This window comes from Streptomyces sp. NPDC012888 (assembly GCF_042900645.1).
Lineage (GTDB): Bacteria > Actinomycetota > Actinomycetes > Streptomycetales > Streptomycetaceae > Streptomyces.
In genome coordinates this window covers 135885-156906 of sequence record NZ_JBIBBM010000004.1, presented here as the reverse complement: position 1 = coordinate 156906, position 21022 = coordinate 135885, and the positions used below count along the sequence as shown (strand labels likewise).

The 21022-nt window shown below is 71.6% G+C and carries 21 protein-coding genes and 1 pseudogene; 16 read left to right on the top strand and 6 right to left on the bottom strand.

Going from position 1 to position 21022, the window contains the following annotated elements; translation table 11 throughout:
- The first annotated feature begins 178 nt into the window (after positions 1 to 178).
- The 9 genes from atpB (at position 179) to ACFY61_RS08075 (ending at position 7927) form a co-directional block, all read left to right on the top strand.
- Positions 179 to 994 carry a F0F1 ATP synthase subunit A gene (atpB, locus tag ACFY61_RS08115; protein WP_389468520.1) on the top strand — a complete coding sequence of 272 codons (816 nt, stop codon included), beginning with the start codon at positions 179 to 181 and terminating at the stop codon, positions 992 to 994.
- Between the two features lie 74 nt (positions 995 to 1068).
- A complete protein-coding gene (locus ACFY61_RS08110) occupies positions 1069 to 1296 on the top strand; it encodes an ATP synthase subunit C (RefSeq protein ID WP_046776171.1) in 228 nt (75 codons plus the stop codon).
- Between the two features lie 38 nt (positions 1297 to 1334).
- Positions 1335 to 1880 (top strand): F0F1 ATP synthase subunit B, encoded by a 546-nt coding sequence (locus ACFY61_RS08105; protein WP_389468517.1) that lies wholly within the window; start codon positions 1335 to 1337, stop codon positions 1878 to 1880.
- Positions 1877 to 2692 (top strand): F0F1 ATP synthase subunit delta, encoded by an 816-nt coding sequence (locus ACFY61_RS08100; RefSeq protein WP_389468515.1) that lies wholly within the window; start codon positions 1877 to 1879, stop codon positions 2690 to 2692. Before ACFY61_RS08105 ends, ACFY61_RS08100 begins: the two co-directional genes overlap by 4 nt.
- Before the next feature lie 138 nt (positions 2693 to 2830).
- Positions 2831 to 4423 (top strand): F0F1 ATP synthase subunit alpha, encoded by a 1593-nt coding sequence (gene atpA / locus ACFY61_RS08095; protein WP_389468512.1) that lies wholly within the window; start codon positions 2831 to 2833, stop codon positions 4421 to 4423.
- 20 nt (positions 4424 to 4443) lie between these two features.
- Positions 4444 to 5373, top strand: a complete 930-nt coding sequence (locus ACFY61_RS08090) for a F0F1 ATP synthase subunit gamma (RefSeq protein WP_389468509.1) — start codon at positions 4444 to 4446, stop codon at positions 5371 to 5373.
- Complete coding sequence (atpD, locus tag ACFY61_RS08085) at positions 5373 to 6815, top strand: F0F1 ATP synthase subunit beta (RefSeq protein WP_389468506.1); 1443 nt, start codon at positions 5373 to 5375, stop codon at positions 6813 to 6815. Before ACFY61_RS08090 ends, atpD begins: the two co-directional genes overlap by 1 nt.
- Before the next feature lie 139 nt (positions 6816 to 6954).
- Positions 6955 to 7329 carry a F0F1 ATP synthase subunit epsilon gene (locus tag ACFY61_RS08080; RefSeq protein WP_389468503.1) on the top strand — a complete coding sequence of 125 codons (375 nt, stop codon included), beginning with the start codon at positions 6955 to 6957 and terminating at the stop codon, positions 7327 to 7329.
- Between the two features lie 151 nt (positions 7330 to 7480).
- Complete coding sequence (locus tag ACFY61_RS08075) at positions 7481 to 7927, top strand: DUF2550 domain-containing protein (RefSeq protein ID WP_389469285.1); 447 nt, start codon at positions 7481 to 7483, stop codon at positions 7925 to 7927.
- 81 nt (positions 7928 to 8008) lie between these two features.
- Here the strand turns inward: ACFY61_RS08075 and ACFY61_RS08070 are convergent, their stop codons facing one another.
- The 3 genes from ACFY61_RS08070 to ACFY61_RS08060 all read right to left on the bottom strand — a co-directional run bounded on the left by ACFY61_RS08070 (position 8009) and on the right by ACFY61_RS08060 (position 11917).
- Complete coding sequence (locus tag ACFY61_RS08070) at positions 8009 to 9883, bottom strand: glycosyl hydrolase family 18 protein (RefSeq protein WP_389468500.1); 1875 nt, start codon at positions 9881 to 9883, stop codon at positions 8009 to 8011.
- Positions 9884 to 10067: 184 nt separating this feature from the next.
- The gene (locus tag ACFY61_RS08065; RefSeq protein WP_389468496.1) at positions 10068 to 10733 is read right to left on the bottom strand and encodes a response regulator; all 666 of its coding nucleotides are present in this window, start codon (positions 10731 to 10733) and stop codon (positions 10068 to 10070) included.
- Positions 10730 to 11917 carry a sensor histidine kinase gene (locus ACFY61_RS08060; protein ID WP_389468494.1) on the bottom strand — a complete coding sequence of 396 codons (1188 nt, stop codon included), beginning with the start codon at positions 11915 to 11917 and terminating at the stop codon, positions 10730 to 10732. The genes ACFY61_RS08065 and ACFY61_RS08060 overlap by 4 nt, the downstream gene beginning before the upstream one ends.
- Positions 11918 to 12083: 166 nt before the next feature.
- On the opposite strand from ACFY61_RS08060, the gene ACFY61_RS08055 reads away from it, so the two are divergent.
- Positions 12084 to 12650 carry a hypothetical protein gene (locus ACFY61_RS08055; protein ID WP_389468491.1) on the top strand — a complete coding sequence of 189 codons (567 nt, stop codon included), beginning with the start codon at positions 12084 to 12086 and terminating at the stop codon, positions 12648 to 12650.
- A 72-nt stretch (positions 12651 to 12722) separates the two neighbouring features.
- Positions 12723 to 12836: pseudogene (locus ACFY61_RS08050) on the top strand (type II toxin-antitoxin system RelE/ParE family toxin); the annotation flags it as partial.
- A 2-nt stretch (positions 12837 to 12838) separates the two neighbouring features.
- Here ACFY61_RS08050 and ACFY61_RS08045 read toward each other — a convergent pair.
- A complete protein-coding gene (locus ACFY61_RS08045) occupies positions 12839 to 13411 on the bottom strand; it encodes a cob(I)yrinic acid a,c-diamide adenosyltransferase (protein ID WP_389468490.1) in 573 nt (190 codons plus the stop codon).
- Positions 13412 to 13607: 196 nt separating this feature from the next.
- On the opposite strand from ACFY61_RS08045, the gene ACFY61_RS08040 reads away from it, so the two are divergent.
- The 3 genes from ACFY61_RS08040 to ACFY61_RS08030 all read left to right on the top strand — a co-directional run bounded on the left by ACFY61_RS08040 (position 13608) and on the right by ACFY61_RS08030 (position 17996).
- Positions 13608 to 14456: a 3-hydroxyacyl-CoA dehydrogenase family protein gene (locus ACFY61_RS08040; RefSeq protein WP_389468487.1), complete on the top strand. Its 849-nt coding sequence runs from the start codon at positions 13608 to 13610 to the stop codon at positions 14454 to 14456.
- A gap of 160 nt (positions 14457 to 14616) precedes the next feature.
- Positions 14617 to 14940 (top strand): STAS domain-containing protein, encoded by a 324-nt coding sequence (locus ACFY61_RS08035; RefSeq protein WP_389468485.1) that lies wholly within the window; start codon positions 14617 to 14619, stop codon positions 14938 to 14940.
- 131 nt (positions 14941 to 15071) lie between these two features.
- A complete protein-coding gene (locus ACFY61_RS08030; RefSeq protein ID WP_389468483.1) occupies positions 15072 to 17996 on the top strand; it encodes an ATP-binding protein in 2925 nt (974 codons plus the stop codon).
- A 61-nt stretch (positions 17997 to 18057) separates the two neighbouring features.
- Here the strand turns inward: ACFY61_RS08030 and nucS are convergent, their stop codons facing one another.
- Positions 18058 to 18729, bottom strand: a complete 672-nt coding sequence (gene nucS, locus ACFY61_RS08025; RefSeq protein WP_389468480.1) for an endonuclease NucS — start codon at positions 18727 to 18729, stop codon at positions 18058 to 18060.
- Positions 18730 to 18961: 232 nt separating this feature from the next.
- On the opposite strand from nucS, the gene ACFY61_RS08020 reads away from it, so the two are divergent.
- Positions 18962 to 19354: an SCO5389 family protein gene (locus ACFY61_RS08020; protein WP_389468478.1), complete on the top strand. Its 393-nt coding sequence runs from the start codon at positions 18962 to 18964 to the stop codon at positions 19352 to 19354.
- Positions 19355 to 19465: 111 nt separating this feature from the next.
- Here the strand turns inward: ACFY61_RS08020 and ACFY61_RS08015 are convergent, their stop codons facing one another.
- Entirely contained in the window at positions 19466 to 20497 is a 1032-nt protein-coding gene (locus ACFY61_RS08015) for an LLM class flavin-dependent oxidoreductase (protein ID WP_389468475.1), read from the bottom strand.
- 197 nt (positions 20498 to 20694) lie between these two features.
- Between ACFY61_RS08015 and ACFY61_RS08010 the strand changes: the two genes are divergently transcribed.
- Complete coding sequence (locus ACFY61_RS08010; RefSeq protein ID WP_389468472.1) at positions 20695 to 21021, top strand: ATP/GTP-binding protein; 327 nt, start codon at positions 20695 to 20697, stop codon at positions 21019 to 21021.
- Position 21022 lies beyond the last annotated feature (1 nt).

The window sequence follows — 21022 nt, the reverse complement described above, 5'->3', positions numbered from 1 at the left end:
GTGCCGAGCGCGGCACTGCGGGCGCGGGCATCCGAGCTGACGCCTGTTCCAACGCGAGGCTCGATGCCTGATCGCCGCCCCATCATCCGTAACACCAGTCCAGTGCCGAACCGCGGCTGTGCGCCGCGCCGACACAACGAGGTTGCCGTACCTATGCGCCACGCTGAAGGAGCCCGCGGTGAGTGCTGACCCGATGACGCTCGCCTTTGAGGCCGACTGTCAGATCTTCTCCGGTTGTGGCTTCCCGGCCCCCAGCCTGTACTCCTTCATCTTCGAGCCCGTGGCCGGAGATGCGGACGGCTGGTACCTCAACAAGCCGATGCTCCTCGCCCTGCTGGGCACGATCATCATCCTGGGCTTCTTCTGGGCCGCTTTCCGCAAGCCGCAGGTGGTCCCCGGCAAGCTGCAGATGGTCGCCGAGAGCGGGTACGACTTCGTCCGCCGCGGCATCGTCTACGAGACGCTCGGCAAGAAGGAGGGCGAGAAGTACGTCCCCTTCATGGTGGCGCTGTTCTTCTTCGTCTGGATCCTGAACGTCTGGTCGATCGTCCCGCTGGCCCAGTTCCCGGTGACCTCGATCATCGCGTACCCGGCCGCGCTCGCCCTGACCGTCTACGGCATCTGGATGTCGGTGACCTTCAAGCGCCACGGCTTCGTCGGCGGCCTGAAGAACCTCACGGGCTACGACAAGTCCCTGGGCGCCGTCCTGCCGCTGGTCATGGTCATCGAGTTCTTCTCGAACGTCCTGGTCCGCCCCTTCACCCACGCGGTCCGACTGTTCGCGAACATGTTCGCCGGCCACACCCTCCTGGTCCTGTTCACGGTCGCCAGCTGGTACCTGTTCAACGGATGGGGCATCCCCGCCGCGGGCGTGTCCTTCGTGATGGTGCTCGGCATGACCGTCTTCGAGCTCTTCATCCAGGCCGTCCAGGCGTACGTGTTCGTCCTCCTGGCCTGCAGCTTCATTCAGGGCGCGCTCGCCGAGCACCACTGATCGCCCCGCTCCAAAGACCCTAGTCGTCCGGTGGCCAACCCCCACCGGTCCGTGAAAGAGAAGGAAGAACTGGCATGTCCCAGACCCTTGCCGCCGTTACCGGTTCCCTCAGCTCCGTCGGTTACGGTCTCGCGGCCATCGGCCCCGGCGTCGGCGTCGGCATCATCTTCGGTAACGGCACCCAGGCTCTCGCCCGCCAGCCCGAGGCTGCCGGTCTGATCCGCGCCAACCAGATCCTCGGCTTCGCCTTCTGTGAGGCGCTCGCCCTCATCGGTCTGGTCATGCCGTTCGTCTACGCCTGACGAACGCATACCTGTCCGATTCGACGAAAGGCACTGATGTGATTTCCCTGGTGCACCTGGCGGCAGAGGAGCCTCAGAACCCTCTGCTCCCGCCGCTCCCGGAGCTCATCGTCGGCCTCGTCGCCTTCCTGATCGTCTTCGCCATTCTCGCGAAGAAGCTCCTCCCGAACATCAACAAGGTTCTGGAAGAGCGTCGCGAGGCCATCGAGGGCGGTATCGAGAAGGCCGAGGCGGCCCAGACCGAGGCGCAGAGCGTTCTGGAGCAGTACAAGGCCCAGCTCGCCGAAGCCCGGCACGAGGCGGCCCGCCTGCGCCAGGAAGCGCTGGAGCAGGGCACTGCGCTCAAGGAAGAACTGCGCGCAGAGGGCCAGCGGCAGCGCGAGGAGATCATCGCGGCCGGCCACGCCCAGATCGAGGCCGACCGCAAGGCCGCCTCGCAGGCGCTGCGTCAGGACGTGGGCAAGCTCGCCACCGACCTGGCCGGCAAGCTCGTCGGCGAGTCCCTCGAGGACCACGCCCGGCAGAGCCGCACCATCGACCGCTTCCTCGACGAGCTCGAGGAGAAGGCCGAGGCGGCCCGATGAACGGAGCGAGCCGCGAGGCGCTGCACGCCGCGCGCGAGCGCCTCGACGCGCTGACGGACAACACCTCCGTCGACGCGTCGAAGCTCGCCGGCGAGCTGGCCGCCGTCACCGCGCTGCTCGACCGCGAGGTCTCGCTGCGTCGGGTCCTCACCGACCCGGCGCAGTCCGGCGAGGCCAAGGCCGAGCTGGCCGGGCGCCTGCTCGGCGGCCAGGTGGGCGGGGAGACCCTCGACCTGGTGTCCGGCATGGTCCGGTCCCGCTGGTCGCAGTCCCGCGACCTGGTGGACTCGCTGGAGCAGCTGGCCGACACCGCCGACCTCACGGCGGCCCAGCGGGCCGACGCGCTCGACGGCGTCGAGGACGAGCTGTTCCGCTTCGGCCGGATCGTCGCTTCGAGCACCGAGCTGCGCGCCGCGCTGACCGACAAGGCGGCCACCGCCTCCGCCAAGGGCGAGCTGCTGGGCAGCCTGCTCGGCGGAAAGGCGCACGCCGTCACCGAGCGTCTGGTCGTCCGGCTGGTCACCCGCCCGCGTGGACGTAGCCTGGAAGCGGGACTGGAGTCCCTTTCCAAGCTCGCCGCCGAGCGCCGTGACCGCATGGTCGCCACCGTGACCACCGCGGTTCCGCTCAGCGACGTGCAGAAGCAGCGTCTCGGCGCGGTGCTGGCCAAGCTGTACGGCCGCCAGATGCACCTCAACCTCGACGTGGACCCTTCGGTCCTCGGCGGGATCGTGGTGCGGGTGGGCGACGAGGTCATCAACGGCACCATCGCGGAGCGCCTCGCCGAGGCCGTCCGCCGCGTCGCCGGCTGATCAGGCCCTCGGCCACCAATTCAAGACAACGCATTTCAGCGGCCCGGTTGGGCCGTGCAGAACTTGCAGAAGATTCCTGGGGGTCGCCCCCAGACCCCTAAGAAGCTTCAGGCCCAACAAGGAGAGCAGGGAACCCAGATGGCGGAGCTCACGATCCGGCCGGAGGAGATCCGGGACGCGCTGGAGAACTTTGTCCAGTCGTACAAGCCGGACGCGGCCTCGCGCGAGGAGGTCGGCACGGTCAGCCTCGCCGGCGACGGCATCGCCAAGGTGGAGGGCCTTCCCTCGACCATGGCCAACGAGCTGCTGAAGTTCGAGGACGGCACCCTCGGTCTCGCCCTCAACCTCGAGGAGCGCGAGATCGGTGCGATCGTCCTCGGCGAGTTCAGCGGCATCGAGGAGGGCCAGCCGGTGCAGCGCACCGGAGAGGTCCTCTCCGTGGCCGTCGGCGAGGGCTACCTCGGCCGCGTTGTCGACCCGCTCGGCAACCCGATCGACGGTCTCGGCGAGATCGCGACCGAGGGCCGCCGCGCCCTCGAACTGCAGGCCCCGGGCGTCATGGTCCGCAAGTCGGTGCACGAGCCGATGCAGACCGGCTACAAGGCCGTCGACGCCATGGTGCCGATCGGCCGTGGCCAGCGTCAGCTGATCATCGGTGACCGCCAGACCGGCAAGACCGCCCTGGCCGTCGACACGATCATCAACCAGCGCGACAACTGGCGCTCGGGCGACGTGAACAAGCAGGTCCGCTGCATCTACGTCGCCATCGGCCAGAAGGGCTCCACCATCGCCTCCGTGCGCGGTGCCCTGGAGGAGGCCGGCGCGCTGGAGTACACCACCATCGTCGCCGCCCCGGCGTCCGACCCGGCCGGCTTCAAGTACCTGGCCCCGTACACCGGCTCCGCCATCGGTCAGCACTGGATGTACCAGGGCAAGCACGTCCTGATCATCTTCGACGACCTGTCGAAGCAGGCCGACGCCTACCGCGCCGTGTCGCTGCTGCTGCGCCGCCCGCCGGGCCGTGAGGCCTACCCGGGTGACGTCTTCTACCTGCACTCGCGTCTGCTGGAGCGCTGCGCCAAGCTCTCCGACGACATGGGCGCCGGCTCGATGACCGGTCTTCCGATCGTCGAGACCAAGGCCAACGACGTCTCGGCGTTCATCCCGACCAACGTCATCTCCATCACCGACGGCCAGTGCTTCCTGGAGTCCGACCTGTTCAACGCCGGCCAGCGTCCGGCCCTGAACGTCGGTATCTCGGTCTCCCGCGTCGGTGGCTCGGCCCAGCACAAGGCCATGAAGCAGGTTTCCGGCCGTCTCCGCGTGGACCTCGCCCAGTACCGCGAGCTGGAGGCGTTCGCCGCCTTCGGTTCCGACCTGGACGCCGCGTCGAAGTCCGCCCTGGAGCGCGGCAAGCGCATGGTCGAGCTGCTGAAGCAGGGCCAGTACCAGCCGATGCCGGTCGAGGAGCAGGTCATCTCCGTCTGGGCCGGCACCACCGGCAAGATGGACGACGTACCCGTCGAGGACATCCGCCGCTTCGAGTCGGAGCTGCTGGAGCACCTGCGGATCAACCGCAAGGAGCTCCTCACCTCGATCGTCGAGGGCGGCAAGATGTCGGACGACACGCTGCAGTCCATCGCGGACGCCATCGCCGGCTTCAAGAAGCAGTTCGAGACCTCGGACGGCAAGCTGCTGGGCGAAGACGCTCCGGTCTCCACCAGCAAGTGACGACGGAAGGGACCTGACTCATGGGAGCGCAGCTCCGGGTCTACAAGCGTCGCATCCGGTCTGTCACGGCGACCAAGAAGATCACCAAGGCGATGGAGATGATCGCCGCCTCGCGCATCGTCAAGGCGCAGCGCCAGGTGGCCGCCTCCACGCCGTACGCGACCGAGCTCACCCGCGCGGTGACCGCGGTGGCGACCGGATCGAACACCAAGCACCCGCTCACCACCGAGGCCGAGGCTCCGACCCGCGCCGCGGTCCTGCTCATCACGAGCGACCGCGGTCTGGCCGGCGGCTACTCGTCCAACGCCATCAAGGCGGCGGACCGGCTGACCGAGCGTCTGCGCGGTGAGGGCAAGGAGGTCGACACGTACATCGTCGGCCGCAAGGGTGTCGCCTACTACGGCTTCCGCGAGCGCAAGGTCGTGGACAACTGGACCGGCTTCACCGACAGCCCGACCTACGCGAACGCCAAGGCGGTCGCGGCGCCCCTGATCGAGGCGGTCTCCAAGGAGACGGCCGAGGGCGGCGTCGACGAGCTGCACATCGTCTACACGGAGTTCGTGTCGATGATGACGCAGAACCCGGTGGACAACCGGATGCTGCCGCTCAGCCTCAATGAGACATCAGCGGGGGCTGCGGAGGAGACGGGGACGAAGGACGAGATCCTTCCCCTGTTCGACTTCGAGCCGTCGGCGGAGGACGTCCTCGACGCCCTGCTGCCGCGCTACGTCGAGAGCCGCGTCTACAACGCGCTGCTGCAGGCCGCTGCCTCCGAGCACGCAGCCCGCCGCCGCGCGATGAAGTCGGCTACCGACAACGCCGGAGAGCTCATCAAGACGCTCTCCCGGCTTGCCAACGCGGCCCGCCAGGCCGAAATCACCCAGGAAATCAGCGAGATCGTCGGTGGCTCCGCAGCCCTGGCCGACGCGAACGCGGGGAGTGACAAGTAATGACGACCTCTGTTGAGACGGCTGCTGCCACGGGCCGCGTCGCCCGGGTCATCGGCCCGGTCGTCGACGTGGAGTTCCCCGTCGACGCGATGCCGGAGATCTACAACGCGCTGACCGTCCAGGTCGCTGACCCGGCCGAGGACGGCGCGCTCAAGACGCTGACCCTCGAGGTCGCGCAGCACCTCGGTGACGGCCTGGTCCGCACCATCTCCATGCAGCCCACCGACGGTCTGGTCCGCCAGGCCGTGGTGACCGACACGGGCGCGGGCATCACCGTCCCGGTCGGCGACTTCACCAAGGGCAAGGTGTTCAACACCCTGGGTGAGGTGCTCAACTACCCGGAGGCCAACTCCGAGGTGACCGAGCGCTGGCCGATCCACCGCAAGGCCCCGAACTTCGACGAGCTCGAGTCGAAGACCGAGATGTTCGAGACCGGCGTCAAGGTCATCGACCTCCTCACCCCGTACGTCAAGGGTGGAAAGATCGGTCTGTTCGGTGGTGCCGGTGTCGGCAAGACCGTTCTGATCCAGGAGATGATCTACCGCGTCGCCAACAACCACGACGGTGTGTCGGTGTTCGCGGGTGTCGGTGAGCGTACCCGTGAGGGCAACGACCTCATCGAGGAGATGACCGACTCGGGCGTCATCGACAAGACCGCTCTGGTCTTCGGCCAGATGGACGAGCCCCCGGGCACCCGTCTGCGCGTCGCCCTCGCCGGCCTGACCATGGCGGAGTACTTCCGCGATGTTCAGAAGCAGGACGTGCTCTTCTTCATCGACAACATCTTCCGGTACACCCAGGCCGGTTCCGAGGTGTCGACCCTGCTCGGCCGCATGCCCTCCGCGGTGGGTTACCAGCCGAACCTGGCCGACGAGATGGGTCTCCTCCAGGAGCGCATCACCTCGACCCGCGGTCACTCGATCACCTCGATGCAGGCGATCTACGTCCCCGCGGACGACCTGACCGACCCGGCGCCGGCGACCACCTTCGCCCACCTCGACGCGACGACGGTTCTGTCCCGTCCGATCTCCGAGAAGGGCATCTACCCGGCCGTGGACCCGCTGGACTCCTCGTCCCGCATCCTCGACCCGCGGTACATCGCGAAGGACCACTACGAGGCCGCGACCCGCGTCAAGGGGATCCTGCAGAAGTACAAGGACCTCCAGGACATCATCGCGATCCTCGGTATCGACGAGCTGGGCGAGGAGGACAAGCTGGTCGTCCACCGTGCCCGTCGTGTCGAGCGCTTCCTGTCGCAGAACACGCACGTCGCCAAGCAGTTCACCGGCGTCGACGGTTCGGACGTCCCGCTCGACGAGTCGATCGCCGCGTTCAACGCGATCTGCGACGGCGAGTACGACCACTTCCCCGAGCAGGCGTTCTTCATGTGCGGTGGCCTCGAGGACCTGAAGGCCAACGCCAAGGAGCTGGGCGTCTCCTGACCCCGGACGGCGGTCCTTCCCCAAGGATTGCCCAAGGATCACGGAGAGGGGCGGGCTTGTCCCGTCCCTCTCCCCACGCCCATTAGAATTTGACCCAACACCCGGCAGACCCGCCGGGTGGTGACCCGAGGAGCCAACCTTGGCTGCTGAGCTGCACGTCGAGCTGGTCGCGGCGGACCGTAGTGTCTGGTCCGGCGAGGCCACCCTGGTCGTCGCCCGCACCACGTCCGGCGACATCGGCGTCATGCCCGGTCACCAGCCGCTTCTCGGCGTGCTGGAATCGGGCCCGGTGACCATCCGTACCAGCGAGGGCGCGACCGTCGTCGCCGCGGTGCACGGCGGATTCATCTCGTTCGCGGACAACAAGCTGTCCCTGCTGGCCGAGATCGCCGAGCTCGCGGACGAGATCGACGTCCAGCGGGCGGAGCGGGCACTGGAGCGCGCCAAGTCGGAGGCCGATGCGGCCGCCGAGCGTCGCGCCGATGTCCGGCTGCGCGCGGTCGCGGTGCACTGACACCGCACCCGAAGAGTTTGGAACCTCAGCCGCGGCCCGTCCGGAACCCTCCGGGACGGGTCGCGGCTGAGGCGATGCAGGTGCTGTCCGGCCGGGACCGGCCGGTGGCACCGTGGTCCGCTGGATTCGAAGAGCGAGGAGGTCGGTGAAGATGCTCCTCGCCCTGCTTGTGAGCGGCGTGGTCGTGGCCCTGGTGGTGATCGGCCTGTTCGTCTTCGGGCTGCGCCGACGGCTGATCCAGCGGTCCGGCGGCACCTTCGACTGCAGTCTGCGCTGGGGGGTGGCCGAGAAGGCCGACCTGTCCGGCAAGGGCTGGGTGTACGGGGTGGCCCGCTACAGCGGTGACCGGATCGAGTGGTTCCGGGTCTTCAGCTACTCGCCGCGGCCGCGGCGGATGCTGGAGCGGGACTCCATCGAGGTGATCGCCCGCCGTGCCCCGGAGGGCGAGGAGGAGCTGGCGCTGCTGTCCGACGCCGTCGTGCTCGGCTGCGTCCACCAGGGGACGCGCCTGGAGCTGGCGATGAGCGAGGACGCGCTGACCGGTTTCCTGGCCTGGCTGGAGGCGGCGCCCCCCGGGCAGCGGGTCAACGTGGCCTGAGTCCGCCGTGGACGCGGGAAGCCGGGAAGCAGGGAAGCCGGGGAGACGGGGGCGGACCCGTCTCCCCGGCTTCCGTCATGTCTACTGCAGGCCGGTGTGGACGGCGTTGGCGAGCTCGCCGTTCGCCGTGTCACCGCTGAACTCCCAGTAGAAGGCCCCGCGCAGTCCCTGCTGCTTGGCCCACGACATCTTGCCGCCGATGGTGGCCGGGGTGTCGTAGCTCCACCAGTTGCTGCCGCACTTGGCGTAGGCGGTGCCGGCGACGGTCCCGGTGGCCGGGCAGCTGTTCCTCAGCACCTTGTAGTCCTCGATGCCCTGCTCGTACGTGCCCTGGGCGGGGCCGGTGGCCGTGCCGCCGGGGGCCGCCTGGGTGACGCCGGTCCAGCCGCGGCCGTAGAAGCCGATGCCGAGGGTGAGCTTGCTGCCGGGGACGCCCTTGGCCTTGAGCTTGGCGATGGCGTCGGCCGAGTTGAACCCGGCCTGCGGGATGCCGGCGTACGAGGTGAGCGGGGAGTGCGGGGCGGTCGGGCCCTGTGCCGCCCACGCGCCGAAGAAGTCGTACGTCATGACGTTGTAGAAGTCCGTGTAGGCGGCGGCGCCCGCGTAGTCGGCCTTGTCGATCTTCCCGCCGTCCGAGGCGTCGGCGGTGATGGCCGCGGTGACCAGGTTGTTCGCGCCGAACTTGGCGCGCATGGCCTGCATCATGTTCTTGAACGCGGCCGGGCCCGAGGTGTCGCAGGACAGACCGCAGGCGTTCGGGTACTCCCAGTCCAGGTCGATGCCGTCGAAGACGTCGGCCCAGCGCGGGTCCTCGACCAGGTCGTAGCAGGACTGGGCGAAGGCGGCGGGGTTGGCCGCGGCCTGGCCGAAGCCGCCGGACCAGGTCCAGCCGCCGAAGGACCACAGCACCTTGATGTGCGGGTACTGCTTCTTCAGCTTGCGCAGCTGGTTGAAGTTGCCGCGCAGCGGCTGGTCCCAGGTGTCGGCGACGCCGTCGACGCTCTGGTCGGCGGTGTAGGCCTTGTCGTAGTCGGCGTAGGAGTCGCCGATGGTGCAGCGGCCGCCCTGGACGTTGCCGAAGGCGTAGTTGATGTGGGTGATCTTGCTCGCGGTCCCCGAGGTGACCAGGTTCTTCACGTGGTAGTTGCGGCCGTAGACGCCCCAGTTGGTGAAGTAGCCGAGCTTGACCGGGCCGCCGGGCAGCGGCGGGTCGACGACCCCGCCCGGGGTGGTGACCGTCAGGGTGCCGGAGGCCGGGCCGGTCTGGCCGGCGGTGTCGCGGGCGACCACGTGGTAGGTGTACGCGGTGCCCTTGGTCAGGCCGGTCTCCGGTCGGGTGGTGCCGGTGACCGTGGCGACCTTGGTGCCGTTGCGGTAGACGTCGTAGTCCTTGACGCCCTTGTCGTCGGTGGCGGCGGCCCAGTTCAGGGTGAGGGAGGTCTCCTGGACGTTGCTCGCGGTGGGGGTGCCCGGGGCGGAGGGGGGAGTGTCTCCGGGCTGGCCGCCGTCACAGGACGCGCCGTTGATCTTGCAGCCGGAGGGGGCTCCGGGGCCGGACCCGTTGAAGCCGAAGCTGACGCTGGCACCGGGGGAGAGGGTGCCGTTCCAGCCGACGTTCTTCCCCGTCCAGTGGTTGCCCGAGTTGGTGACGGTGGCGTCCCAGGCCGAGGTCACGCGGGTGTCGGAGGGGAAGTCCCACTCGACGGTCCAGCTGCTGATGGTGGTGGTGCCGGTGTTCTTGACCGTCCACTTGCCCTCGAAGCCGGAGCCCCAGTCGGAGACCTTGGTGTAGGTCGCGGTGGCGGAGGTCGCCGCCTGGGCGGGGGAGGCCAGGCCGACGAGTCCGGCGAGGGGGAGGGCGAAGGCGACCGCGGTGGCCGCGACGCGGGACAGGAAGCGGGTGCGGGACCGGGGTCGGGTGCGGGTTCGCGTGCGTGGGGGGAGAGCTGTGCTCAAGGGTGTTCCTCCGTAGGTCCGTCGCTGCCGGAGTCCGGCACCGACTTGGGGGTGGGACCTGCGCCGCCCGTGAGCACGCCGGGGAAATTTGTCATGGCACGCTCACCACAGTATGGCCGTGAGCGTAGAAAGGTCTGTACCAACCGTCAAGAGGTCTGGACCAGGACTCCGGTGCCGTCCGCGGTCAAGCCCCGATCCCCAACTCCTGCGCCAGCACGGCCGCCTGGACCCGGCTGCGCAGGTCCAGCTTCCCCAGCAACCGGCTGACGTGCGTCTTCACCGTCGCCTCCGCCATGTCCAGCCGCACCGCGATCTCCGCGTTCGACAGCCCCTCACCCAGACACGCCAGCACCTCACGCTCCCGCCGGGTCAGCGCGTCCAGCGCCGCGCTCCGCTCCGGATCCACCGGACGCGCCGCCCGCACCGGCCCCGGCGCCGCGAACTCCGCGATCAGCCGCCGGGTCACCGCCGGCGCGATCAGCCCCTCCCCCCGCGCGACCGTCCGTACCGCCGTGATCAGCTCCGCCGCGTCCGCGTTCTTCAGCAGGAACCCCGCCGCACCCGCCCGCAGCGCCCCGAACACGTACTCGTCCAGGTCGAAGGTGGTCAGCACCAGCACGTCGGCCAGCCCCTCCGCCACCACCTGCCGGGTCGCCGCGACCCCGTCCAGCCTCGGCATCTGCACGTCCATCAGCACCAGGTCCGGCCGCAGCTCCCGGGCCAGCCGGACCGCCTCCTCGCCGTCCGCGGCCTCGCCCACCACCTCGACGTCCCCCGCGCTCCGCAGGATCAGCACCAGCCCCGCCCGCACGGCCGACTGGTCCTCCGCCACCAGCACCCGGATCGTCATGCCTCCACCACCTTCTCCTCGGCGGGCAGCACCGCCCGCACCTGCCATACCGTCCCCGCCGGACCCGCCCCGAACTCGCCGCCCAGCAGCTCCGTCCGCTCCCGCATCCCGACCAGCCCCGCGCCCGACCCGGGAGCCCGCGGACCCGGCCGTTCCCCGTACGGACTGTCCACCCGCACGGTCAGCAGCCCGCCGGACCGGTCCACGCGGACCCGGACCGTCCCGGGCACCGCGTGCTTGAGCGCGTTCGTCAGGGACTCCTGCACGATCCGGTACGCCGCCAGCTCCACCGGCGCCGGCAGCGGCTCCCCGCCCGGCGGACGCCGGTCCTCCAGCTCGAAGCCCAGCCCGCTCGCCGATCCCGTCGTACGGGCCTGGGCCAGCAGCGCCTCCAGTCCGTCCAGCGAGGGCACCGCCACCGGCTCCTGCTCCGCCCCCGCCTCCCGCAGCAGCCCGATCAGCCGGCGCATCTCCGACAGCCCCTGCACGCTGTTCTCCCGGATCACGCCCAGGGCCTCCCGGCTGGTGCCCGCGTCGTCGATGGACAGGGCGGCGGTGGAGTGGATCGCGATCGCCGAGAGGTGGTTGGCCACCATGTCGTGCAGCTCCCGCGCCATCCGGGCGCGCTCGGCCACCACCGCCGCCTTGCGGTCCATCTCGGCCAGCAGCGCCGTCTGCTCGGCCCGCAGCCGGGCCGCGTCCGCCGCCTCGCGGTGGTAGCGCACCGAGGCGCCGGTCAGCGCCGGACCGAAGGAGACGATGCCCGTGACCACGCCGATGAGCACCGCCTCCGGGGTGCGCAGCCACGCCACCGAGAGCAGGGTGACCGCGACGGTGATCACGCCGGTGACGACCGGCAGCCGGCGCGCCATCGCGGGATGCCCGTACACCACGGCCGCGTACATCACGTCCGTGAACATGAAGACGGTGGCCAGGTTGCCCACGGTCACCTGGTCCGCGATCAGCGCGACCGTGCCGGTGATCAGCGCGGCCTGCGGAGCGGTCCGCCGGAACAGCTCCAGCACGCCCATGACCGCCATGGGCACCAGCGCGGCCCACGCCGGCAGCAGCCCCCGGAACGTGGTGGTGTACAGCCCGAGGGACCACAGCACCAGCCCGGCCGCCACGCTGACCACGGCGAGCAGGACGTCGTGCGGGTGGGGGCGGAACGTCGGCTGTCTCACGCTGACCATCCAACACGGTGCGGGCCGCCCAGGCGTCCACGGCCGAGGTGACTCCGCAGTACATCGAAGGATGCAGTCGAAGGTCCTCAGCGCAGACGACGAAACCGGGCGGGACCGGCGGGAACCTTGGAGAGAACCCCACCCGTCACGAACGAAGGGCACCGCTGTGATCGTCGCGCTGATCGTCGCCTGCGAGGTCGGCTTCTGGGTACTGCTGGCGGCCGGCCTGGCCCTGCGCTACCTGGCGAAGAAGCCCCGGCTGGGAGCGGCGGTCCTGCTCGTCGAGCCCCTGCTGGAGCTCGTCCTGCTGGTCGTCACCACCATCGACCTCAAGAACGGTGCCGCACCGGACTGGAAGCACGGCCTCGCCGCGCTCTACATCGGCTACACCGTCGCCTACGGCCACTACACGATCAAGTGGCTGGACCGCCACGCCGCGCACCGCTTCGCCGGCGGCCCCAAGCCGGCCGGCGCCGGCTACGGCAAGGCCCGCGCCGTCCACGAGTGGAAGCTGGTGGCGCGCACCCTGCTCGGCGTGGCCGTCGCGCTCGCCCTGCTCCAGGCCGCCATCTGGTACGTGGGCGACTCGGGCGACACCAGTTCCCTGCACGCCTGGCAGTTCGGCGCCCTGCGGGCCCTCGGCATCCACGCGCTGATCGCCGTGGCGTACACGGTCTGGCCCAAGAAGGCCCCGGCGGGGACCCCCACCCCCGAAACCGAACGCGTCGGCTAGCCCGCGCCGCGTGTACACACCGCTGGGTGCACTTCCGTCATGGATGAAGCGGTGTCCGTACGCCACGACGCCCTCCACCGCCTGCGCGTCGGCGCGTACCGGATCGCCTACACCGTCGACAACGGGAAACTGGTCATCCTCGTGGTCGAGGTCGGGCGCCGGCGGGAGGTATACCGCCGGCTCTGACGTCAGCGTTCGCCGCCCGGGACCCACAGGACGTCGCCCAGCTCCTTGTTCGCCGTGCGGGCCAGGATGAACAGCAGGTCGGACAGGCGGTTGAGGTAGGTGGCGGTCAGCGGGTTCATGGTCTCGCCGTGCACCTCCAGGGCCGCCCAGGTGGACCGCTCGGCCCGGCGGACCACCGTGCACGCCTGGTGCAGCAGGGCCGCGCCCGGGGTGCCGCCCGGCAGGATGAAGCTGCGCAGCTTCTCCAGCTCCGCGTTGAAGCGGTCGCAGTCCGCCTCCAGCTTGTCCACGTAGAACTGCTCCACCCGCAGCGGCGGGTACTCGGGGTCCTCGACCACCGGGGTGCACAGGTCCGCGCCGACGTCGAACAGGTCGTTCTGCACCCGGACCAGGACCTTCACCACGTCCTCGGAGAGCGAGCCGAGCGCGATCGCGGTGCCGATCGCCGCGTTCGCCTCGTTGGCGTCGGCGTACGCGGAGATCCGCAGGTCGGTCTTGGCGGTGCGGCTCATGTCGCCCAGAGCGGTCGTGCCCTTGTCACCGGTCCGGGTGTAGATGCGCGTGAGGTTCACCATGCGGCCAGCCTAGTCCGGCCCAACTGCGGCGCCCCGCCCGAGAGCTGGGCCGGGACGGTGTGATGTCCGTCATCCGAGACGTGACGCGTGTTACTTACGGGTCACACGGCGCGCCCGGCCCGCTAGTCTCCGGCGAGAGGTCAGGAGACCGTGCCGTATCGAGGCCGTGTCCTATTTCGACAAGATGGGGTGTGCAGTGGCTGGGAAGCTTGCCGTCATCGGTGCCGGCTTGATGGGTTCGGGCATCGCCCAGGTCTCCGCCCAGGCGGGTTGGGACGTCGTCCTGCGCGACGTCACCGACGCCGCGCTGACCCGCGGGACCGACGGCATCAAGGCCTCGTACGACAAGTTCGTCTCCAAGGGCAAGCTCGCCGCCGAGGACGCCGAGGCGGCCCTCGCCCGGATCACCACGACCACCGACCTCGACGCGGTCGCCGACGCCGACATCGTCGTCGAGGCCGTCTTCGAGAAGCTCGAGGTCAAGCACGAGATCTTCCGCGCCCTCGACAAGCTGGTCCGCGAGGACGCCGTCCTCGCCTCCAACACCTCCGCCATCCCGATCACGAAGATCGCCGCGGTGACGGAGCGCCCGGAGCGGGTCGTCGGCGCCCACTTCTTCTCCCCGGTCCCGATGATGCAGCTGTGCGAGCTGGTCCGCGGCTACAAGACCAGCGACGAGACCCTCGCCACCACCCGCGCCTTCGCCGAGTCCGTCGGCAAGACCTGCATCGTCGTCAACCGCGACGTGGCCGGCTTCGTGACCACCCGTCTGATCGCCGCGCTGGTCGTCGAGGCGGCCAAGCTGTACGAGTCCGGCGTGGCCTCCGCCGAGGACATCGACATCGCGTGCAAGCTGGGGTTCGGGCACGCGATGGGCCCGCTCGCCACCGCCGACCTGACCGGTGTCGACATCCTGCTGCACGCCACCAGCAACATCTACACCGAGTCCCAGGACGAGAAGTTCGCGCCGCCGGAGCTGATGCGCCGCATGGTGGACGCCGGCGACATCGGCCGGAAGAGCGGCCAGGGCTTCTACAAGCACTGACCCGCGTCCGCATCCGCACCCACACCCACACCGTTCGAGGCCCTTCACCCCCCGGGGTGAATTAGGTATCGGTTCGCTCACGGTCGGCAACTTCCCTGCCCACGCGGCAGTCAGTTGCAGTGAGAGTTGCACGCATACGCAGTACAGCCGGGGAGTACACATGCACATCAGGGGCGACCACGTCGAACTCGCTGTCGGGGGCCGCCTCGACGTGCGCAGCGCGGCGGACGCCCGTACGGCCCTGCACACTGCCCTCGACGACGGCTCCGGCGACCTGGTCCTCGACCTGACCGGCCTGGACTCGTGGGACGCGACCGGCCTGGGCGTCATCATGGGCGCCCACCGCCGGGCCGGCCGCACCGGGCGGCGGCTGGTGCTGCGCGGGGTCCCCCCGCAGATGCAGCGTCTGCTGGTCGCCACCCGGCTGCACCGCATCCTGGCCATCGAGGGCGGCCTGGAGGCGGAGTCCCTGCCCCGGGTGTGAACGTCCCCCGCACCCGTGCGCACAGACCGGGTGAAACGTGACGGTCCGGTAGCGAAGTCCCCCCGCCGGTTCCGGCCCGCCCCGGCACCGTCTAGGGTTCGGGCGGCACGATGCGATCGGGGGACAGGGTCATGGACCGCACACAGGGACACGGCGGCGAACAGCAGGCGGCCGGCGGTGCGGCCGGATCAGCGGCCGCGGACGGCTCCGGCGCGACCGCCGGCTCCGCGACCGGCGGCGGGGCACCCGCCGCCCCCTCCCGGCCGGCGGGCACTGCCGCGGCGGGGCCCGCCACCGCACCGGCCGCTCCGGCCCTGACCCCTCCGGCCACCTCCGCTCCGGCCGCGCCCGCCGGCCCCGCCGCCGGCGGCGGTGGCGGCAGCCCGGCCGCGCGGGTGGTCCGGCTGACGGCCGGCGCCTTCGCCCTGACCGTCAACCCCGTCGACGGCAGCGAGATCGAAGCCGCCCGCCCCGGGGACGTCCCCGACCGGCGCCCGGCCAAGCGCGACGCGGCCGCCCGGGCCGCCCTCGCCGCCGCCGCGCTGCCCCCCGTACCGCCCGGCCCCGAACCGCTCCGGCTGCCGCTGCTGGACCGCGAGGAGGAGCGGGAGCGGCTGGTGCGGCTGCTCGGCCGCGGCCGCTCCGTACGGCTCACCGGCCCGTCCGGGTCCGGTCGCACCGTCCTGCTCGACGCGGTGGCCGAGGACTGCGGCGCGCTGGCGCCGGACGGCGTCGTACGGCTCAGCGGGCTCCGGCAGAACACCACCGAGCTGCTGCACGCCCTGTACGCCGCGGTGTACGACGTCGGCCAGCGCCGGCCCGGCCGGGACGAACTCCTCGCCGGCGTACGGGAGATCGGAGCCATCGTGCTCCTCGACGACCTGGAGCTCGGCGGGTCCGCCCTCGACGAACTGCTGCACGCCACCCCGGAGTGCGCCTTCCTGCTGGCCGCCACCCCCGACACCCCCGCCCCCGGTGAGGACTCGCACCTGGAGGAGGTCTTCCTCACCGGGCTGGGCCGCACCGCCTGTGCGGACCTCCTGCGGGCGGCGGCCGGCCGGGCGCTGACCGGGCCGGAACTCCAGTGGGCCGACGACCTCAGGTTCGCCTCGGAGGGGCTGCCGCTGCGCTTCGTGCAGGCGGGCGCCCTGCTGCGGCAGTGCGACGAGCTGAACCGGATCGCCGAGGAGTCGGCCGACGAGGACTCCGACGAACCCGGCGTGTTCGAGGAGCGCCGCCGCGACCCGGAGACCGTGCCCCTGCCGACCCTGGCCGAGGCGGCCGCCCCGGCCGAGCTGCTGGCCGCGCGGGCCGGGGAGACGGCGCGCGCCGCGCTCCGGTTCGCCATCGCGCTGGGCGGCGAGGTGCCCCACCACGCGCACCTGCCGGCCCTGGTCGGCGACACCCACGCGGACACCGCGGTGGCCGAGCTGCTGGCCTGCGGGCTGCTGACCCCGGCCGGCCCGCGCTACCGGCTGGCCGCCGGGGTGGCCCGGCAGCTGGCCGAGGCGGGCTGGGAGCCCGTCGAGGAGGCCCGGACGGCCGCCCGGCACTACGCCTGGTGGACCGGGCACGCCTCGGTGACCCCCGGCCGGGTCGCGACCGAGGCCGACGCGGTGCTCGCCTCGCTGGCCGGCGCGGACGTGGTGGCCGGCGTCATGCTGGCCCGCACGGCGGCGCCCGCGTTCGCCGCCTCCCTGCACTGGGGTGCGTGGGAGCGGGTGCTGCGGGCCGGGGCGGAGGCCGCGCGTACCGCGGGCGAGGTCGCGGAGCAGGCCTACTTCCACCACGAACTGGGTGTGCTGGCGCTGTGCGCGGGCCGGCTGGACCGGGCGCGGGCGGAGCTGGAGGCCTCGATCGGGCTGCGTGGCGCGCTCGCGGACAGGCACGGCACGGTGGCCGGCCGGCGCGCCCTCGCGCTGGTGACGGACCAGGAGCGCGGCGGGGCGGCCCAGTCGCCCCCGCTCCGCCTCCAGGCCCCGGCGGACGGCACGGCAGCAGCACCCGCACTCCCCGCCGCCGGTAGCGCCGGCACGGGCGCGGGCTCCGGCTCGGGCTCCGGCTCGGGCCAGGCGCAGTCGGGTACGCCGGCCTCCGGTACGCCGGGCTCCGCCACGTCGGCTCCGGCGGGGTCGGGCTCCGGTACCGCCGGCTCCGGCGTCTCGGCCGCGGGCGCGCCGACCACCCGCATGCCGGCCCCCGGTACGCCGGGCTCCGCGATACCGGGCTCCGCGATACCGGGCGGGGGACGCGCCGCCACCGCCGGGCCCGGCACGGGCGCGGCCGGCCAGGCGTTCCCCGCGCCACGGGCGGCGGCCGCCGCGGAGCAGGCCGCGGAGCGTGCTCCGGGCGGCGAGGCGGTCACGCAGATCGTCCCGCTGCTCAAGGCCGGAGGGGACACGGAACAGCCCCCGCGCAGCGGCGACCCGCTGACCCTCGCGGAGGCCTTCGAGCAGGACTTCAAGATGACCCCGGCCGCCGCCCCGGCCCCGCCCGCCCGGCCGAAGCCGCGGCTCACCCGGCGCGACCCGGTGGTCCTGGCCGGCGCGGCCGTACTGGTGGTCGCCCTGCTGGGGACGGCCGTCAGCCTGACGCTCACGTCGGGCGACGCCTCCGGACCGGCACCGGCGCCCGGCACCGGGGTGACCGGCTCGGTCTCCCCGAAGAACAGCTGGAACGATCCTGCGCCGACGCCCTCCAGCGGGGACGCCGGCCCGGACACGTCCTCCTCCGAGGACCCGGACACCGAGTCCTCGCCCGGCGCGACCCCGTCCGGCTCGCCGAGCCCGTCGGCCACCGGCACCGGCCCGGCACCGGGCCCGTCCGGCTCGGCGACCACGCCGACCACCCGGCCGAGCACCCCGACGGGCAGGCCGTCGACCGATCCCACACCCACGGCGACCGGCACCTCGCCGACGCCCACCGCGAGCGAGACCGACGAACCGGAGCCGGATCCCACGCCGACCGAGACCCCGACGCAGACCCCGACGGGCACCACCACCGGCGCCACGACCGTCCCCACGGCGACGGGCACGGGTACGGCCACCGCGCCCTGAGCCGCGTCCCGGTGCCCCCGCCCGGCGGGGGCACCGCGTACGGCCCGGCTCGGGCCGCCGGTCAGAACAGGCGGAGCTTGTCGTCCTCGATGCCGCGCAGGGCGTCGTAGTCCAGGACCACGCAGTCCATGCCGCGGTCCCCGGCCAGCACCCGCGCCTGCGGCTTGATCTCCTGCGCGGCGAAGACGCCGCGCACCGGCGCGAGGTGCGGGTCGCGGTTGAGCAGCTCCAGGTAACGGGTCAGCTGCTCCACGCCGTCGATCTCACCGCGCCGCTTGATCTCCACGGCGACGGTGGCGCCCGAGGCGTCCCGGCACAGGATGTCCACCGGGCCGATCGCCGTCATGTACTCGCGCCGGATCAGGGTGTATCCCTCGCCCAGCGTTTCGATCCGGTCGGCGAGCAGCTCCTGGAGGTGCGCTTCCACGCCGTCCTTGATGAGGCCCGGGTCGACGCCCAGCTCGTGGGAGGAGTCGTGGAGGACTTCCTCCATGGTGATGATGAGCTTCTCGCCCGCCTTGTTGACGACGGTCCAGACGCCTTCCTGGTCTCCCGTCCCCTCCTTGAGGGAGCACGGCGGCGACATCCAGTTGAGCGGTTTGTACGCCCGGTCGTCCGCGTGGATGGAGACGCTCCCGTCGGCCTTCACGAGGATCAGACGGGGCGCGGAGGGCAGATGGGCGGTGAGCCTGCCCGCGTAGTCGACGGAGCAGCGGGCGATGACGAGACGCATGGTCGGCAACGCTACTCGACGGAGGCGCCCCCACGCGATTCGCCCCCGAAAGCCCCCTTCGCGGATGGCGCGTTGTATGCGCATTCTCCTGGTGCGGTCCCCAGCGGGCGCCTACCGTGGTGAGCGGGAGGTTGCCGAACGCGCACACTGCGTCGCCGCGCGTTGCCGGCGCCTCCTTCCCTGCCCGTAGGACTCCGGTCACCCATGGGCCGGAGTCACGAGAGGAGAACCCATGTCGCTCGACGTCTCACCGGCCCTACTCGAACAGGCCGAGCGAGGCGAGGTCGACGAAGCCGCCTTCGTCGACTGCGTCCGGACCTCCCTGCCTTACGCCTGGGAGATGATCAGCTCTCTGGTGGCCCAGCTGAAGGTCGACGGCGGAGAGTTCGCCGACAACCAGACGCCGCCGCCGGACGAGCAGGCGCGCGGCCAGCTGCTGCGCGCACTGGCGAGTGACGCGATACGGGGTGCGCTGCAGCGCCACTTCGGAGTGCGGCTCGCCTTCCAGAACTGCCACCGGGTCGCGGTGTTCCCCCTGGACTCCTCGGCCGACGACCGGCTGGCCAAGTTCACCTCGATCCGTGGACAGCTCCTCAACCAGTCCCCGGAGCTCCGGGACTGCTAGCCCGAACCGCCGCGCACGTGCCAGGGTCCCGCACCGCTCATGGCTCCCCGCTGCCGCTCCGTCACCGGAGCGGCAGCCACCGGCCGCCGTGGGCCCGCGGGGGCCCGGGCCTCAGCCGAGCCGGGGAAGGACCTCACCGGCGAGGCGGCGTACGTTCTCCTCGGTGGCCGCGAGGTCGCCCGAGCCCTCCGTCAGCAGTGCGAACCGGCTGATGCCGGTGCGTTCGGCCGTGGCCGCCAGCCGGTCCGCCGCCAGCCGCGGGGTTCCCACCGGGTGCAGTGCGCAGAGCAGTTCCGTGTACGCCACCGGGTCCCGCATGGCACGGTGCCGGCCGTCCACCGTCACGTGGGCGTCCAGGCCGGTGCGCAGCCAGTCCGGCATCGACTTGCGCAGGGTCTCCCGGGCGTCCTCGGTGCGGTCCGCCAGCTGGCAGACGCCCGCGGACACGTGTCCGGCGGTCGCCACCAGCTCCGCGTCGTGCCCGGCGGCAAGGGCCGTCTCCCGCCACAGGGCGACCATCGCCGCCTTGTCCTCGTCCCCGCAGTGCATGCCGAGCAGCATCGGCAGGCCGCGCTCGGCGGCCGACCGTACGGACGCGGGGGAGGTGCACGCGAGGACCACCTCCGGGCCCGCGCCGCCCTCGTCCAGGGTTTCCGACGGGCGCGGTACGACGGCCACCTCGCGGAACCCGTACCGCTCGCCGTCAGCGCCCACCCGCGTCCCGCCCAGCCACCGCAGCAGCAGGTCGAGCGCCTCCGGGAAGTCGCGCTCGTAGGCGGCGAGCCCGCCGCCGAACACCTCGAGGTCCACCCACGGCCCGCCGCGGCCCACCCCGAGGGTGAACCTGCCGCCCGAGGTCAGGTGCAGCAGCGCGGCCTGCTCCCCGAGCGCCACCGGATGGGTGTTGGGCAGCACGCTGACCGCGGTGCCCACCCGCAGCCGCCGGGTCCGGCCCAGCAGCAGGGCCGCCAGCGTCACCGCGGACGGGCACACCCCGTACGGCACGAAGTGGTGCTCGGCCAGCCACACCGAGTCCAGCCCGGCTTCCTCGGCCACCTCGGCCGTGCGGACCGCCCGGTGCAGTGCCTCGCCCGCCCCCTGGCCCGGGAACTGGGCCGCCAGTACAAACGCTCCTACGCGCATCGCCTTCTGCCTCCTCGTGGCCGACGCGGCCTCCCCCTCTTCCGGCAACAACGTCTGACACGTGCCAAAGGCACGGCCTGACAGGAAAGTTATTGAGATTGTCGGGCTGCGGCCTGCCCACCACCCTGCGGGTACCCGGGCTCGCTCCGCGTAGTCTGGGAGAAACTCGCTTTCGTCGGCTGCTTCGTGAGGTATACGTGTCACCGCGCCACAACCGCCCCAGGGGCGGCGAGAACCCGCCCGAGGGCCCACGCGGGGTCCCCGGCCGCTTCGGCCTGGAGAGCACCGAGGAGTGGCAGGGCGAGGACTGGAAGGTCCGGCACGTCGCCGGGGCGAGCGCGGTCGGGAAGCGTTACCGCTGCCCCGGCTGCGACCAGGAGATCCCGTCCGGCACCCCGCACCTGGTGGCGTGGCCCGAGTACGGCGGGGTGGACGACCGGCGGCACTGGCACAAGGCCTGCTGGAACGCGAAGGACCGCCGCACCACCAAGGTGCAGCGGTCCAGGAACGCCCCCCGCCACTGAG

Excerpts from the sequence above, each read along its gene's own strand:
- ACFY61_RS08110 (WP_046776171.1), top strand. The coding sequence starts at position 1,069 with ATGTCCCAGACCCTTGCCGCCGTTACCGGTTCCCTCAGCTCCGTCGGT.
- ACFY61_RS08100 (WP_389468515.1), top strand. The coding sequence starts at position 1,877 with ATGAACGGAGCGAGCCGCGAGGCGCTGCACGCCGCGCGCGAGCGCCTC.
- atpA (WP_389468512.1), top strand. The coding sequence starts at position 2,831 with ATGGCGGAGCTCACGATCCGGCCGGAGGAGATCCGGGACGCGCTGGAG.
- ACFY61_RS08090 (WP_389468509.1), top strand. The coding sequence starts at position 4,444 with ATGGGAGCGCAGCTCCGGGTCTACAAGCGTCGCATCCGGTCTGTCACG.
- atpD (WP_389468506.1), top strand. The coding sequence starts at position 5,373 with ATGACGACCTCTGTTGAGACGGCTGCTGCCACGGGCCGCGTCGCCCGG.
- ACFY61_RS08075 (WP_389469285.1), top strand. The coding sequence starts at position 7,481 with ATGCTCCTCGCCCTGCTTGTGAGCGGCGTGGTCGTGGCCCTGGTGGTG.
- ACFY61_RS08065 (WP_389468496.1), bottom strand. The coding sequence starts at position 10,733 with ATGACGATCCGGGTGCTGGTGGCGGAGGACCAGTCGGCCGTGCGGGCG.
- ACFY61_RS08045 (WP_389468490.1), bottom strand. The coding sequence starts at position 13,411 with ATGGTGAACCTCACGCGCATCTACACCCGGACCGGTGACAAGGGCACG.
- ACFY61_RS08035 (WP_389468485.1), top strand. The coding sequence starts at position 14,617 with ATGCACATCAGGGGCGACCACGTCGAACTCGCTGTCGGGGGCCGCCTC.
- ACFY61_RS08030 (WP_389468483.1), top strand. The coding sequence starts at position 15,072 with ATGGACCGCACACAGGGACACGGCGGCGAACAGCAGGCGGCCGGCGGT.
- nucS (WP_389468480.1), bottom strand. The coding sequence starts at position 18,729 with ATGCGTCTCGTCATCGCCCGCTGCTCCGTCGACTACGCGGGCAGGCTC.
- ACFY61_RS08020 (WP_389468478.1), top strand. The coding sequence starts at position 18,962 with ATGTCGCTCGACGTCTCACCGGCCCTACTCGAACAGGCCGAGCGAGGC.
- ACFY61_RS08015 (WP_389468475.1), bottom strand. The coding sequence starts at position 20,497 with ATGCGCGTAGGAGCGTTTGTACTGGCGGCCCAGTTCCCGGGCCAGGGG.